The sequence below is a fragment of the Burkholderia sp. BCC1640 genome (assembly GCF_902833125.1).
In the GTDB taxonomy this organism is placed as follows: domain Bacteria; phylum Pseudomonadota; class Gammaproteobacteria; order Burkholderiales; family Burkholderiaceae; genus Burkholderia; species Burkholderia diffusa.
Genome location: NZ_CADFEF010000015.1, coordinates 63,745 through 77,460, shown reverse-complemented (window position 1 = coordinate 77,460; position 13,716 = coordinate 63,745). Strand labels below are relative to the sequence as shown.

The window sequence follows — 13,716 nt, the reverse complement described above, 5'->3', positions numbered from 1 at the left end:
GTGACCCCGGGTCGCGCCGGGATCACACCGTCGCGACGAGCAACTCTTCCGCGTTGTCCGGCGGGCGCAGGCCGTCCGTACGATCGGCGAAGTAGCGACGTGCAAGTTCCGCGGCCGACACGTGCCCGGCCCGCGCGAAGCCGGCCTCCGTCGCGAGCGCGCGGATCTCCGCCGGCAGGAAGAAGCTGATGAACGGCGTGCCGCTCGCGCGTGCGCCTTTCGCGGCCATCTCGAGCCCCGGACGCACGTCCGGATCGGCAAGCTCAAGCGGCAGCAGGAACGTCATCGCGAACGTCGACCCCGGCGCGAGCGACGCGGCTTCGCGCAATGCCGCCGCGTTCGCGTCGCGCGTCAGGTACATGCTGACGCCCGTGGACACGACGACCGCCGGCTTGCCCGGATCGAAGCCCGCGCGCACGAGCGCGTCGCGCCACGACTGCTTCGCCTCGAAATCGACCGGCACGAACCGCAGCCAGTCCGGCACGCCGAAGCCGAGCTCGGTCAGCCGGCGGCGCTTCCACGCCTGCGGCGCGGGCGGATCGACCTCGAAGACGGTCAGGCGCGACGCCATCTCGGGCCGGCGCTGCACGAAGCTGTCGAGGCCCGCGCCGAGGATCACGTACTGGCTCACGCCCCGTGCGGCCTGCTCGACGACGAGATCCTCGATGAAGCGCGCCCGCGCGACGATCGATGCGCGAAACGGCCGCGTGAACTGCGGATCCATGTCGCCGCGCTGCTGCCAGCCGGGCGCCGGCGCGAGCAGGCGCAGGCCGACTTCGTCGGCGAGCACGTGCGGCGGCGCATCGAGTTCGACGTGCAGCGCGCGCCACAGCGCGACGCGTGCGGCGGTGCTGTCGGGGGCGTCATGATGGAGGTCGGTCATCGTCGCGGCCTCACGCGCCCGGCTTGCCCGGCGCCTGGAAGAACTTCGCGGAATTGCCCCAGTTGTGCGTCGTCAGAAACACGGCCTCGATTCGCTCGTATGACATGTCATTCCTCCGTGGTGGACGGCCCGGCCCCCCGGCTGCGGTGCCGTCAGATACGCGCGCAATGCGTCGGCCACCAGCGCGGACAGCGACTGCTGCGTTTCGATGGCGCGATGCTTGACGTACCGGATCAGGCTCAGCGGCAGATACACGTTGAATCGCTTCACTTCTTCGTCGGTCATGCGCGCTAGCATGCTAGCAATCCAGCAAATGTCAATCGGGACACCGGAGCCAGCGGCGCGGCGGACGTCGACGCCCGCCCACGCAGCTCCAACGTGTTTATATCGAGTTCACCCGCGCCGCCACCCGCGCGAACAGCACGTCGAGATCGAAGCCGGTCGTATCGATGCCGATCGTGTCGCGCAGGCACGCGCCCCACGCAGCCGCGTCGTCGAAGGTGACGGTGCGTCCCGCGCCCGCCGCGTCGCGCAGCGTCAGCACGGTGTTGAACAGCGCCGCGCGGCCGTCTGGCAGCACGCGGCAGGCAATCAGGTCGTTCACGAAGATCGATTCGGGATAGGTCGACGTGAACCAGTTCGCGGCGTCGTAATCGATCCACTCGGCCGGTTTCAGCGAGAAGCGGTAAGTCGTCTGCCAGCCGTCGGGGATCTCGAACTGCATGTCGAATTCGCCGTCGACCGGCGCGCCGACGACACGAAACGCGCCGTGCGGCGTCATCTGCCGCTCACCCGGCACGAAGCGCAGCGGCGCGGTCAGCGTCGCGCTGCCGAAGCCGATGTCCGCGAGCCACGCCGCGCCGTCGAGATCGATGCGCAGCAGCATGTGCGTCTGCGCGGTGACGATCTCGGGCGGCCGCATCCAGCGCACGCGCGCGATCAGCGGCGTCACGCGAAAACCGATCGTCGTGAGCGCGGTGTAGAAGAGCTTGTTGAGTTCGAAGCAGTAGCCGCCACGGCGGCGCCCGATCACCTTGTCGACGATCGCCGGCAGGTCGAGCGCGACACGCGCGCCGGTCAGCGGATTGAGGTTTTCGAACGGAATCGCCTGCGGATGCAGCAAATGCAGCCGGCGCAGCACGTCGAGCGTCGGCTCGGCCGGGCCGTCGTAGCCAATGCGGGCGAAGTAGCGCGGGAGGTCGAACGAGTCAGTCATGAACCGGCACCGGGAACGGGGAACACGCAACGATAGCATCGCGCGATATCCCCATGTTGCGCAGGGCCATCCCGAATCCGCGCGCGCCGCCGGCACCGCGGCGCGCGGTTCGCGGTTCGCGGTTCGCGGTTCGCGGCAACGTTACGGCAGCAGCTTCAGCGCGGACGACGCGACCGCCGGCACCGAAATGCCCTGGCTCGTCGCGAACTGCACGGCCTGGCTGAGCGTCGATGCGAGCGACTGCAACTGGCCCGGTGCGCTCTGCGCGATATACGACGCGGCCTGCATGTTCTGCGGATTCAGGCCCGACTGCAGCAGCGATGCGGCGCTGGTCGAACCGAGATTGCCGAGCCCCGATTGCAGCTGCGAATACTGCGTGAGGCCCTGGCCGAGCGATGCGAGGCCGTTGCTGAACGCCTGCTTGTCGACCGGGCCGTGCGTCGCGCCGCCGCTCGCGAACGCCTGGCCGAGCGCCTGCGACACCGACTGCTGCGCGCCGCCCATCTGCGACAGCGCGGCCGGCGTCAACGCGTTGCCGCCACCGAGCAGGCTGGCGGCCTGCTGCGCCTGCCCGGCCGCGCCGGTGAGCCCCATCGCCGACGCGAGCGACGACTGGCCGGCCAGCACCTGCTGATTCGCGCCGACGTATGCCTGCATCAGCTGCGCGACGCCGCCCTGCGCGGGTGCGGCCTGTTGCTGCCCCCCGCCGCCGAGCAGCGCCGAGCCGATCGATTGCAGGTCGAGCTGCGCATGCGCGGCGCCGTTGGCGCCCAGCAGGATGCCGAGTGCGATGCCCGCCGATGCCAGCTGCTTGCCCGTCACGCGAATATGCTTCATCTGTTTGCCTCGTGCCCGAATGATTGAGGCCGATATTGTCGAAGCGCGTCGCGCGCCGCCGCAACGACTGAAACACATCGAAACGAAATCGCGCGCCGCGGCCGCTTGCAATTCCGCGGCCGTCCCGACTCGCCGCGCACATTCGTCCGCGTTTGCCGCGCGATGCCGGGCACGCGTCCGGATTCGTTCCTTTTCCGCATCAATAGCGCTTGTTTCGGGAATCCGCGATCGACGCCGCAGCGCGCATCACGCAGCCATCCACGCCGGCAGACGCTGGCCGACCCAGTCGGCCGCCTGCTCGTAGCCGCGCGCGAGCTGCAGCACCGCGAGGTCCGCGCGCGGCCGGCCGATCAGTTGCATCCCCATCGGTAGCCCCGCGTCGTTGAAGCCGACCGGCACGCTGATCACGGGGCAGCCGGCCAGCGTCCACGGCACGACCGTTTCCATCCAGCGGTGGTAAGTGTCCATCGCGCGGCCCGCGATCTCCTTCGGCCAGCGCTGCTCGACGTCGAACGGGAACACCTGCGCGGTCGGTGCCGCGATGAAGTCGTAGCGATCGAAGAAACTCAGCACCGCCTGGTGCCACGCCGTGCGCTCGATGCTCGCGTCAAACACCTCGGCACCCTGCATCGCGAGCAGCCCTTCGACCTCGTAGATCGCCTCGGGCTTCAGCAGCGCGCGCCGTGCCGGATCGCGATAGTGCGCGAGCAGCCCGCCACCGGACAACAGATGCCGATGCGCGAGCCACAGGCGCCAGATGCGCTCGGGCGCGAACGCCGGCAGCGCCGCATCGACGTCGCAGCCGATCTCGCGCAGCGTCGCGAGGCCCTTTTCGCACTGCGCGAGCACGCCCGGCTCGGTCGCGAGATAACCGTTCCAGTCGCCGACCCAAGCGATGCGCTCGCCGCGCAGGTCCTTGTCGAGAGGCTTCGCAAACACGGCCGGATCCTCCGCGAGCGACAGCGGATCGTTCGGGTCGTAGCCGGCCTGAATCGCGAGCAGCTGCGCGACGTCGCCGACCGTGCGGCCCATCGGCCCTTCGATGCCGAGCTGCTGCATGAACACGTCGACGCCCGGCCAGCGCGGCACGCGGCCCTGCGACGGCCGGAACCCGTAGATGTTGCAGAACGCGGCCGGATTGCGCAGCGAGCCGCCGAAGTCGCTGCCGTCCGCGACCGGCAGCATGCGCGCGGCGAGCGCCGCCGCCGTGCCGCCGCTGCTGCCGCCCGCGCTCTTCGTCAGGTCGTACGGATTGCGTGTCGCGCCGTGGATTTCGTTGAACGTGTGCGAGCCGAGGCCGAATTCCGGCGTGTTGGTCTTGCCGATGAAGATCGCGCCCGCCGCACGCATTCGCCCGACGCCGACCGAGTCGGCCTGCGGCACGTTTTCGCGGAAGATCGGCGAGCCGTAGGTCGTCCGCAGCCCTTTGGTCATCGCGAGATCCTTCGGCGCCTGCGGCATCCCGTGCAGCCAGCCGTGATACTCGCCGCGGGCCAGAGCGGCGTCCTTTTCCGCGGCTTCGGCGAGCAGCACGGCGCGCTCGCGCAGCGAGACCAGTGCGTTCACCGCGCCGTTCACGCGCTCGATGTGATCGAGATATGCACGCATCGTCTCGACGCACGAAACCGCCTTGCCGCGGATCGCCGACGCGAGCTCGCCGGCCGACAGGCGCACGACCGGGTCGACGGTAATGGAAGCGGGAGCGAGAAGCTGCGGGGCGCCGTGCGGCATGCGAGGTCTCCTGGAATCGGTATGGAATGGCGGGCCGCATGGTGGCGGCGGTCCGTCGCGAACGGCCGGGAAGGCGCCGGAATGTCGCCGGGAAGAGGCAACGGCGGGCCGCGGCGCGGTCGATGCTCTACTCTACGCGACGCCGGATGCTCGACCTCCGATATTTTCCGCCGCGATTCATTGAGGATTCGACTAAATCGGCGGGGGTGCGCCGCTCGACTGCCAGCCTCGGGCTGCCGCCCGGCCGATTGGTGTAAACGTTTATGCGCATAAACCAAAATTTCTTATATTTCTAATAGGCGCGACACGAGGCGACGGAAGTTGACGACATTTTTACGCGCCCGCCCAATCTATTTAGGTCGCGCGATCCGGCGGCGCACTACGCTGGGAACATCTCGACTACGGAGCATATTCCATGCTCAAACTGCTGGTTCCGGTCGGACACTCACCCCGCTCGCTGCAGGCGGTCCGCCACGCGACCTTCCTGTATCGCGAACGCTGTGCATCCGAAATCGTGCTGATCAACGTGCAGGCGCCGCTCGAGTCGACGCGGCTCGAGGCGTTTCACCCGCTGTCGCGGCTACAGTCGATCGAGGACAAGTTCGCGTGCGACGATCTGGCGATGGCGGAGCGGGTGCTGCGGGAAGCCGGTGTCCGGTACAGCATCGTGAAGAAGGTCGGGCCGGTGGCCGACACGATCGCGGCCGTCGCGGCCGAGACCGGCTGCGACGAAATCGTCGTCGTCGCGCCGCGGCAAGATCCGTTTCACGCGATGCTCTCGATGTTCCGTCGCAGCGTGATGGACCGGCTCGTGCGGATCTCGAATGTGCCGGTGACGGCAGTGCGATGAACGGTGCGGCGCTTACTTGATGACCTTGCGCCAGAACACGAGGTAGGTCGCGGCGGAAGATGCAATCAGCAGAATGGCCCACAGCGGCGCGAGACTGATCAGGACGGAAGAGACGTTAAGCATTTGGATTCCTCACTATTTCGATAGCGATGTTCGGCACGTACCTGCTGTGTCCGGAGCCGCTGCGCCCATCGCTTGCCGCGCATCGCGTTCCGTTGAAACATGCATTCATGCTATCGCTTTGACTGCCGGCGCGACCGTCTCGCCCTGCCCCTAACCTGACATTCGTCAAACTCGCGTCAATCGCGCGCCGGTGCGGCCGGCCACCGCTCCTTTCCTTGTTCGCGTGCCAGAAAGCGGTATGCGAGCGCCACGGCCTGCCGTCATTTCCGCAGACGTTTACCGGGGGAAGCCCCAAGTGCTTCCCGAAACGTGTCCGCGTTACGCTTGCGTAACAAGGAGACGAATCATGAGACGAGTGGTGCACATCGCCTTTTTCGCGCTGCTGGCCTACCTGATCGGCGATCGGGCACTGCTGCACGCGCAAGGCCGCGACGCCAGCCCGATGGCGTGCTCGCAGGGCGCCGAGCAGGTGAAATACGACGCGCTCAGCCGCGGCTTCGGCAACGCGGCCGCCGACAGCCAGCGCGAGGCGTTCATGTCCGGCTGCCTGGTGAGCGGGCGCGGCGATCGGAACGTTGCGATGGCGGCTCGCTGACGCCGACGCGTATCGCCCCTGCTGCGTCGCTCTCGCCGCTGCCCGGCCGCACGCTTTCACGAGCGCAGTCCGTTTTCTCCCGCATCCCCCGGCTTCCCCCACATCGGCCAAGCCGGTTTTCTGCTGCGCCGCGTTCGGTATTCAGAGCGCGTTGACCGACCGTCACCGCCCGCCCCCCGGCCCGGGCACGCCGATTGCGACTCGACTGCCCCTCCCCACGGGTCGCCGCCATGAACGACAACGAGTCCCTCGATACCGTGCAGCCGCGTCCGCGCGCGGCAACATGGCTCCGGCGCCTCGGGCCGGGCCTCGTCACCGGTGCCGCCGACGACGATCCGTCAGGCATCGGAACATACTCGCAGGCAGGCGCGCAGTTCGGACTCGAACTGCTCTGGTCGCTGCTGCTGACCTACCCGCTGATGACGGCGATCCAGCTGGTCAGCGCGCGCATCGGCCGCGTGACGGGCAAGGGCCTCGCGTCGAACATGCGCGCGCACTACCCGCCATGGTTGCTCTACAGCGCCGTGGCTTTGCTGTTGATCGCGAACGTGATAAACATCGCGGCCGACCTGTCGGCGATGGGCGCGGCGGTCAATCTTCTGCTGCATGGCCCTCAGGAACTCTATGTCGTCTGCCTGGGCGGCGTGTCGGTCGTGCTGCAGATTTTCGTGCCGTACGACCGCTATGCGCGTCTGCTCAAATGGATCGCGCTGGTCCTGCTCGCGTATGTCGCGGTGGCGCTCATCGTGCCCGTCCACTGGGGCGAGGTCGGCCGCGCGATCGTGCGGCCGCATGTCCAGTTCACCGCCGCCTATCTAACCACGGTCATCGCCGTGCTCGGCACCACGATCAGCCCGTATCTGTTTTTCTGGCAGGCGTGGCAGGAGGTCGAGGAACTGCATGCGGAGCCGAGCCAGCATGCGTTACGGCGCGCACCGCATCAGGCGCCCGCGCAGTTGCGACGAATCAACTTCGATACCTGGGTCGGCATGGGCGTATCGAACGTCATTGCGTTCTTCATCACGCTGACGGCAGCGGCCACGCTCTACATGCACCACATCGAAGTGAAGACGTCCGCCGACGCCGCGCGTGCGCTCGAGCCCATTGCCGGACACTTCGCGTACATGCTGTTTGCGCTCGGGATCGTCGGCACCGGCCTGCTGGCCTTGCCGGTGCTCGCCGGCTCGGCCGCCTATGCGGCCGCAGGTAGCTTCCGCTGGCGCAACAGCCTCGCGCTGCGGCTCGGCGTCGCGCCCGAATTCTATGCGGTGATCGCCTTGGCGATCGTCGGCGGCGTCGCGATCACGTTCATGCATTTCGACCCGATCCGCGCGCTCTACTGGAGTGCGGTCATCAACGGCGTCACCGCCGTTCCGATCATGGTCGTGATGATGCTGATGGCCGGCAGCCGGCGCATCATGGGCAAGTTTGCCGTGACGCGCGCGCTGGCGTGGGGCGGCTGGGCCGCGACGCTCGCGATGGCGATCGCGGCGATGGGGGTGTTCGTGCCGGGGTAGGCCGCATCGGTCACATGCGCCGGACCGTGCGCACGATCAGCCTGGCTCCGGACGAATCACCAGCTCGTCGAACCCGGTCCCTGCATCGGGTTCACGCGAGAAACGATGTGCGGGCAACAGCACGAGCAGGATCTCGGCGGTCGTCCGCACCACGCAGCCGCGCGCGACATGTCCGCCCGCTACGCAGCCGTTCGCGTCGGACACCGACATATGAAGGTGTGCGCCGTCCGGTGAGACCGAGCCGGCCAGCGTCAGGATTTCGAGGTCGCCGCGCAGTTCGGTCGGCGCGTCGACACCGGCAAAGCGAAGCTGCGCGACATTCAGGCTGCCGATCCCCTGGATCACGAATGCCGCGTGTGCGTCGAGCCGACGCAACGCCTGCTCGATCGATGCGCGCAGATCGTCGCCGGGGGAAAGACGCAAAGGATGGGCTTGCATGGTGGATAACCTGCGGGTGGGCCGGGTGTCGACAAAGAGTACGTTCGACCCGGCCATTCGGCAAGTCGCCCGCCGGATGACGCGCCGCACCTGTGTCACCGCAACGTGCGGCACGCGCATCACGCAGTGAATCGCTCGCTCGCGAATTGCGCATCCGGCACGCCGGCCGCGACGGCAATTTCCCGCGCGTCGCCCATCTCCTGATACTCGGCCATGCGCCTGAGCATCGACAGGACCGGCGCAAGCCCCGTGCCGCCCGCGACGAACCAGCGCGGCCGCAAGCTGTCCGCGAACAGGCGCGAACCCTAGCGCCGGAAAACAGAAAGGCCCGGACGATGTCCGGGCCTCCCATGTCAGCCGTTGCGACCGGCCGCGCTTACGCTTCCAGCGCTTCGAGCACTTTCCCCTTCGTCTCGATTCCGACGAAATGAACGGTCACGGCCGCGATCAGCGGCACGATGCCGATCAGGTAGAACGCCGGCGCGAGGTTGCCGCCGATGATCGCGTGCGGCACGATCATCGGCGCCGCGAACGACGCGATCTTCAGCCACGCGCTGCCGAGCCCGCAGCCCGACGCACGGATGCTCGTCGGATACTGCTCCGGCGTATAGACGTATGCGGTGATGAAGCCCGATGCCATCAGCCCCAGCGACAGCGAGCAGAAGGTCGCGACGACATACACCGACGCCGCGTGATAGAAGCCCGCGAACGCCAGCGACAGCGCGCACATCACGAACGACCACACGATCACCGGCTTGCGGCCGAGCTTGTCGACCAGCAGCGCGGACGCGAGCGAACCGAGCACGCCCATCACCGAGCCGATCACCGCGAGATTCAGCGCGAGCTGCAGCGGCGCGTGATAGAAGTTCTTGTAGATCGTCGGCAGCCACGTGGACAGCCCGTACTGGATGAACCCGCAGGTCGCCCACAGCGTCGCCACCGCGAGCGTGCGCTTGCGATACGCGGCGCTGAACAGGTCGCTCATCCGGCGCTTCGGGTGCTGGCGGACCATCTCGTCGTACGCGGCCACCTGCGTGACCGGCGGCAGTTCGCCGCGCACCGACGATTCGAACACGCCGACCGCGCGCCCGGCTTCCGGGAGGCGCCCGCGCGAGGCGAGCCAGCGCGGCGATTCCGGCACGAGATGCGTAAGCACCAGCGCGAGGATCAACGGCAGCCCGCCGACGAAGTACATGATCTCCCAGCCGAACCGCGGCACGAGCCATGCGCCCAGCGCCATCGATACCAGCAGACCGATCGGAAACACGATTTCATACAACAGCACGAAGCGGCCGCGGCCGTGCGCACGCGTGATTTCGTTGATGTACGTGGCCGCGACCGGCAGTTCGCCGCCGAGACCGAGCCCCTGCAAAATTCGCAGCAGCACGAACACCTCGAACGTCGGCGCGAAACCGCACGCGATGCTCGTGATGCCGATCACGGCGGAACTCCACGCGATCGCCTTCACACGGCCATGCTTCTCCGCGAGCGCGGGAAACAGGAACGCGCCGATCAGCTGGCCGATCGCGCCGGACGCGATCAGCATGCCGATCTGCGTCGGCGACAGCCCCCACTTGTGAATCAGCAGCGGCAGCGTCGCCGCGATCGTGATCACGTCGAAGCCGTCGAAGAACGTGGCGGTGCCGATCAGCACGCGTGCACGAATCTGCATCGCGTTGGCCGGAAGCCGCTCGAGTCGCGCGATGATCGCGCCGGGCGTGGAGGCGGCAGCTTCCATCGTGGCCCTGCCGGCCACGACGTTGTCGAAAGTGCTCATGCGGGGTGTCTCCTGGATCGTTCGCCGGTCAGGCAAGCGCTTTGGTCGTGTCCGCCAGGGCTTCCGTATCCACTGCCCGGCCCTGGTTCATCCACTTGCGTGCGAGCTTGAGCTCGCGTGCGTTGTTGATGGCGATGACACCTCTCACATGCCCATCGCCTACGAAAAACAGCGTCGCGCGTCGCGCGGCGATATCGCCGCGCACGACGAGCTGCGCGTCGGCCGGCAGATCGCCGAGGATCTGCAGGTTCACGTCGTACTGATCGGACCAGAACCACGGAATCTCCGCGTACGGCGCGCGCACGCCGAGCACGGCCTTCGCGGCCGCGATCGCCTGGTTCTGCGCGTTCGCCCACGATTCGAGCCGCACGCGCCGCTTCAGCCAGCCGTTGTGATGGTTCGCAACGTCGCCGCACGCGAAGATCGCCGGATCGCTGGTCGCGCCGAATTCGTCGACGACGATGCCGTCGTCGATCGCCAGGCCCGCGTCGCTCGCCAGCGTCGCGTTCAGCGCGAGGCCGATGCCGGCCACCGCGAAATCCGCATCGATCGTCGTGCCGTCGGCGAGGGTCGCGCGCACCTTCGACGCGTCGTCCGGTTGCGCGTCGAGCGATGCGAGCGCCGCGCCGAGGCGCACGTCGACACCGTTCGCGCGATGCAGGTCGAGCAGGAAATCCGACACGATCTGCGGCACCGAACGCCCGCACAGACGCGGCGCGCCTTCGACGACGACCGCTTCGACCCCGAGCTTGCGTGCGGTCGCGGCGACTTCGAGGCCGATCCAGCCGCCGCCGATCACGAGCACACGCTGGCTCGCACGCAGCTTCTCGCCGAGCGCGGCCGCTTCGTCGAGCGTGCGCAGGTAGTGCAGATTCGGCGTCCTGACGATAGCGTCGGGCAAGCGACGCGACGTTCCGCCGGTCGCGATCACGAGACGGTCGTATTCGATCACGAGGCCGCTTTCGGTCTTCACCACGCGGCGCGCACGGTCGATCGACGCCGCGCGTTCCGGCTGCCACGCCTCGACGTTCAGCGCGTCGAATTCGTCAGGGCGCACGACGCGCACCGTTTCGATGTCGGCGTCGCCCGCCAGCACGGCTTTCGACAGCGGCGGGCGCTCGTACGGCAGGTGCGGCTCGTCCGCGATCATCACGAGACGGCCCGCGAACCCTTCCGCGCGCAGCGTCTTCAGCACCCAGCCAGCGGCCTGGCCGCCGCCGACCACGACGACCGTGCCCGGCACGGCCGGCGCTTGCGTGTTCGCTTCGGTCATGATTTGCGCTCCGTCATGAACTTGCCTTCCGGCGCCTTCGCGTTCTTTTGCCTGCGCGTATTGCCGTCGAGGCCGCCGTCGACGGCCCATTCGGCGAACACGGTCGGGCCCGGTTCGAATTCGCGCGGCTGCCATTCGGGCGTCAGCACGTCCTCGTCCGCGTAGTACTCGATCAACGCGCCGGCCGGATTCTGGAAGTACCAGAAGTACGCGGACGACACCGGATGACGCCCCGGGCCGAGTTGCGTTTCCCAGCCGCAGCGGTCGATGTGCATGCCGCCGCCGAACACTTCGTGGATATCGCGCACGGTGAACGCGACATGGTTCAGGCCGCGCTTTCCGTTCGGCAACGCGAGCAGGAACAGGTCATGGTGGCCGCCGTGCGGCGCGCAGCGCATGAACGCGCCGCGGCCCGGATAGCGATCCGACGTCTCGAAGCCGAGCAGCTCGTGATAGAACTTTTCCTGCGCGTCGAGGCAGTTCGTGAAGAACACGACGTGGCCGACCTCGACCGGCTCGGCGCGCGCATAGATCGGGCTCGGCTGGTCGACCCGCGCCGTCCGGCCCCACACGTTCGACGGCGAGCCGGTGATGTCGAGCGCGCGCTTGCGCGTCACCTCGATGCGGATCGCCATGCCGTTCGGGTCGATGCAACCGACCGCATCGTCCTGCGCGTAATAGCCGGGCTGGCCGGCCAGTTTCGCGCGCAGCGCGTCGACTTCCTGCTGCGTCGCGACGCCCCAAGTGACTTCGCGCAGCGTCGGGCCCGCTTCGAACGCAGGCGGCAGCGACGGATCGTCGGCCTTGACGACCAGCACGGTGCAGCCGTTCAGCGTTTCGAAGCGTGCGCGCGTGTCGTCGTGCGCGACTTCCTTCAGCCCCCAGTCGGCGAAAAAGCGCCGGCACGTCGCGAGGTCGTCGACACCGTACGTGATCTGCTCGATACCCAAGATGCTCATTGCGTCATTCCCCTTCGCTCAGTTCGCCCACGGCAGCGGCGCGTCGTTCAAGCCCCAGTAGAGGCTCTTCTGCTGCATGTACTCGCGGATGCCGAGACGGCCCTTCTCGCGGCCCATCCCGCTCTCCTTCCAGCCCGAGAACGGCGTGGAGATCGAGAACAGCTTGTACGTGTTGATCCAGACGGTGCCCGTCTCGAGCGCGCGCGCGATGCGCCATGCGCGCTTGTAGTCGCGCGTCCAGATGCCGGCGGCGAGGCCGAACACGCTGTCGTTCGCCTGCGCGATCAGCGACGCTTCGTCGTCGAACGGCATCGCGACCAGCACCGGTCCGAAGATTTCCTCCTGGCAGATGCGCGCGCTGTTCGGCAAGCCTTCGAGAATCGTCGGCTGGTAGAAGAAGCCGTCCTCGCGCCCGTCGCCCGACGGACGCTCGCCGCCGCACAGCAGACGGCCGCCTTCCTCCAGCCCGAGCGCGACGTAGCGCTCCACCGATTCGCGATGCTTCGCGGTGATCAGCGGGCCCATCTGTGTGTCGGGCCGCGTCGGGTCGCCCACGCGCAGCTTGCGCGCGCCGGCCACCAGCCGCTTCATGAATTCGTCGTACACCGAGCGCTGCACGAACAACCGCGAACCCGCGATGCACGCCTCGCCCGACGAACTGAAGATGCCGTACAGCACGCCGTTGACCGCGTGGTCGAGATCCGCGTCGTCGCACACGATCGTCGGCGACTTGCCGCCGAGCTCCAGCGACACGGGCATCAGCTTTTCCGCCGCGATGCGCGCGATGCCGCGGCCCACTTCGGTGCCGCCGGTAAACGACACCTTCTTCACGAGCGGATGGCGCACCAGCACGTCGCCGATCACCGAGCCCTTGCCCGGCAGCACGCTCAGCACGCCCTTCGGCACGCCGGCCTCCTCGCAGATGCGGGCCAGCGCGAGCGACACGAGCGGCGTGACTTCGGCCGGCTTGAGCACCACCGCGTTGCCGCCGGCGAGCGCCGGCGCGAGCTTCTGCGCGTCGGATGCGATCGGCGAGTTCCACGGCGTGATCGCCGCGATCACGCCGATCGGCTCGTGCACGCTCATCGTCAGGTAGTCGCCGCGCGACGGCGTCAATTCTTCGTCGAGCGTTTCCAGGCACGCCGCGAAATAGCGGAACGTGTTGGCAGCGCTCGCCACCAGCACGCGCGTCTCGCCGATCGGCTTGCCGTTGTCGCGGCGCTGCAGGTTCGCGAGCGCCTCGTGACGCTGCATGATCAGGTCGGCGATCCGGTACAGCACCAGCGCGCGCTGGTGCGGCTTGAGGCCGGCCCAGTCCGCGCGGCGCCACGCGGCGTCGGCGGCCACGACGGCTTCGGCCGCGTCTTCCGCGTTCGCCGTCGATACTTCCATGTTCAGCGACTGGTCGGCCGGATAGATGCTCGCGTAAGGCGCGCCGCGACCGCGCCGCCACTCGCCGCCGATCAGGATGTCGCCGTTGGGTACGAGGCTCGTATCGAATGGAGTCATGTCACAAG

Annotated in this window: 13 protein-coding genes and 2 pseudogenes; 3 read left to right on the top strand and 12 right to left on the bottom strand. The window is 67.9% G+C overall.

Annotation, left to right across the window (positions count from 1 at the left end; all coding sequences use genetic code 11):
• Positions 1 to 22: 22 nt before the first annotated feature.
• From HWX25_RS17835 to HWX25_RS17810, 6 genes and pseudogenes are all read right to left on the bottom strand, one after another.
• A complete protein-coding gene (locus tag HWX25_RS17835) occupies positions 23 to 883 on the bottom strand; it encodes a class I SAM-dependent methyltransferase (RefSeq protein ID WP_175909445.1) in 861 nt (286 codons plus the stop codon).
• Between the two features lie 25 nt (positions 884 to 908).
• A pseudogene (locus tag HWX25_RS17830) lies at positions 909 to 989 on the bottom strand (VOC family protein); the annotation flags it as partial.
• Entirely contained in the window at positions 956 to 1,168 is a 213-nt protein-coding gene (locus HWX25_RS33905; protein WP_175909443.1) for a ribbon-helix-helix domain-containing protein, read from the bottom strand. The pseudogene HWX25_RS17830 and the gene HWX25_RS33905, both read right to left, overlap by 34 nt.
• 97 nt (positions 1,169 to 1,265) lie before the next feature.
• Positions 1,266 to 2,099 (bottom strand): arylamine N-acetyltransferase, encoded by an 834-nt coding sequence (locus tag HWX25_RS17820; protein WP_175909441.1) that lies wholly within the window; start codon positions 2,097 to 2,099, stop codon positions 1,266 to 1,268.
• A gap of 141 nt (positions 2,100 to 2,240) precedes the next feature.
• Positions 2,241 to 2,936: a hypothetical protein gene (locus HWX25_RS17815; protein WP_059526404.1), complete on the bottom strand. Its 696-nt coding sequence runs from the start codon at positions 2,934 to 2,936 to the stop codon at positions 2,241 to 2,243.
• Positions 2,937 to 3,182: 246 nt separating this feature from the next.
• Positions 3,183 to 4,667, bottom strand: a complete 1,485-nt coding sequence (locus HWX25_RS17810) for an amidase (protein WP_059819326.1) — start codon at positions 4,665 to 4,667, stop codon at positions 3,183 to 3,185.
• Positions 4,668 to 5,082: 415 nt separating this feature from the next.
• On the opposite strand from HWX25_RS17810, the gene HWX25_RS17805 reads away from it, so the two are divergent.
• The 3 genes from HWX25_RS17805 to HWX25_RS17795 all read left to right on the top strand — a co-directional run bounded on the left by HWX25_RS17805 (position 5,083) and on the right by HWX25_RS17795 (position 7,752).
• Positions 5,083 to 5,517 carry a universal stress protein gene (locus tag HWX25_RS17805; RefSeq protein WP_059526413.1) on the top strand — a complete coding sequence of 145 codons (435 nt, stop codon included), beginning with the start codon at positions 5,083 to 5,085 and terminating at the stop codon, positions 5,515 to 5,517.
• A 469-nt stretch (positions 5,518 to 5,986) separates the two neighbouring features.
• Positions 5,987 to 6,235: an adhesin gene (locus HWX25_RS17800; protein ID WP_175909439.1), complete on the top strand. Its 249-nt coding sequence runs from the start codon at positions 5,987 to 5,989 to the stop codon at positions 6,233 to 6,235.
• Between the two features lie 230 nt (positions 6,236 to 6,465).
• Positions 6,466 to 7,752: a divalent metal cation transporter gene (locus tag HWX25_RS17795; protein WP_175909438.1), complete on the top strand. Its 1,287-nt coding sequence runs from the start codon at positions 6,466 to 6,468 to the stop codon at positions 7,750 to 7,752.
• A 36-nt stretch (positions 7,753 to 7,788) separates the two neighbouring features.
• Here the strand turns inward: HWX25_RS17795 and HWX25_RS17790 are convergent, their stop codons facing one another.
• From HWX25_RS17790 to HWX25_RS17765, 6 genes and pseudogenes are all read right to left on the bottom strand, one after another.
• The gene (locus HWX25_RS17790; protein ID WP_175909543.1) at positions 7,789 to 8,190 is read right to left on the bottom strand and encodes a PPC domain-containing DNA-binding protein; all 402 of its coding nucleotides are present in this window, start codon (positions 8,188 to 8,190) and stop codon (positions 7,789 to 7,791) included.
• Between the two features lie 119 nt (positions 8,191 to 8,309).
• A pseudogene (locus HWX25_RS17785) lies at positions 8,310 to 8,486 on the bottom strand (hypothetical protein); the annotation flags it as partial.
• A gap of 80 nt (positions 8,487 to 8,566) precedes the next feature.
• On the bottom strand, positions 8,567 to 9,967 hold the full coding sequence (locus HWX25_RS17780) for an MFS transporter (RefSeq protein ID WP_059819331.1): 1,401 nt from the start codon (positions 9,965 to 9,967) through the stop codon (positions 8,567 to 8,569).
• 28 nt (positions 9,968 to 9,995) lie between these two features.
• Positions 9,996 to 11,240, bottom strand: a complete 1,245-nt coding sequence (locus HWX25_RS17775) for an FAD-dependent oxidoreductase (RefSeq protein WP_175909436.1) — start codon at positions 11,238 to 11,240, stop codon at positions 9,996 to 9,998.
• Entirely contained in the window at positions 11,237 to 12,199 is a 963-nt protein-coding gene (locus HWX25_RS17770) for a VOC family protein (RefSeq protein WP_059698302.1), read from the bottom strand. The genes HWX25_RS17775 and HWX25_RS17770 overlap by 4 nt, the downstream gene beginning before the upstream one ends.
• An 18-nt stretch (positions 12,200 to 12,217) precedes the next feature.
• Positions 12,218 to 13,708, bottom strand: coding sequence for an aldehyde dehydrogenase (locus tag HWX25_RS17765; protein WP_175909434.1), 1,491 nt, complete (start codon positions 13,706 to 13,708; stop codon positions 12,218 to 12,220).
• Positions 13,709 to 13,716: the final 8 nt, after the last annotated feature.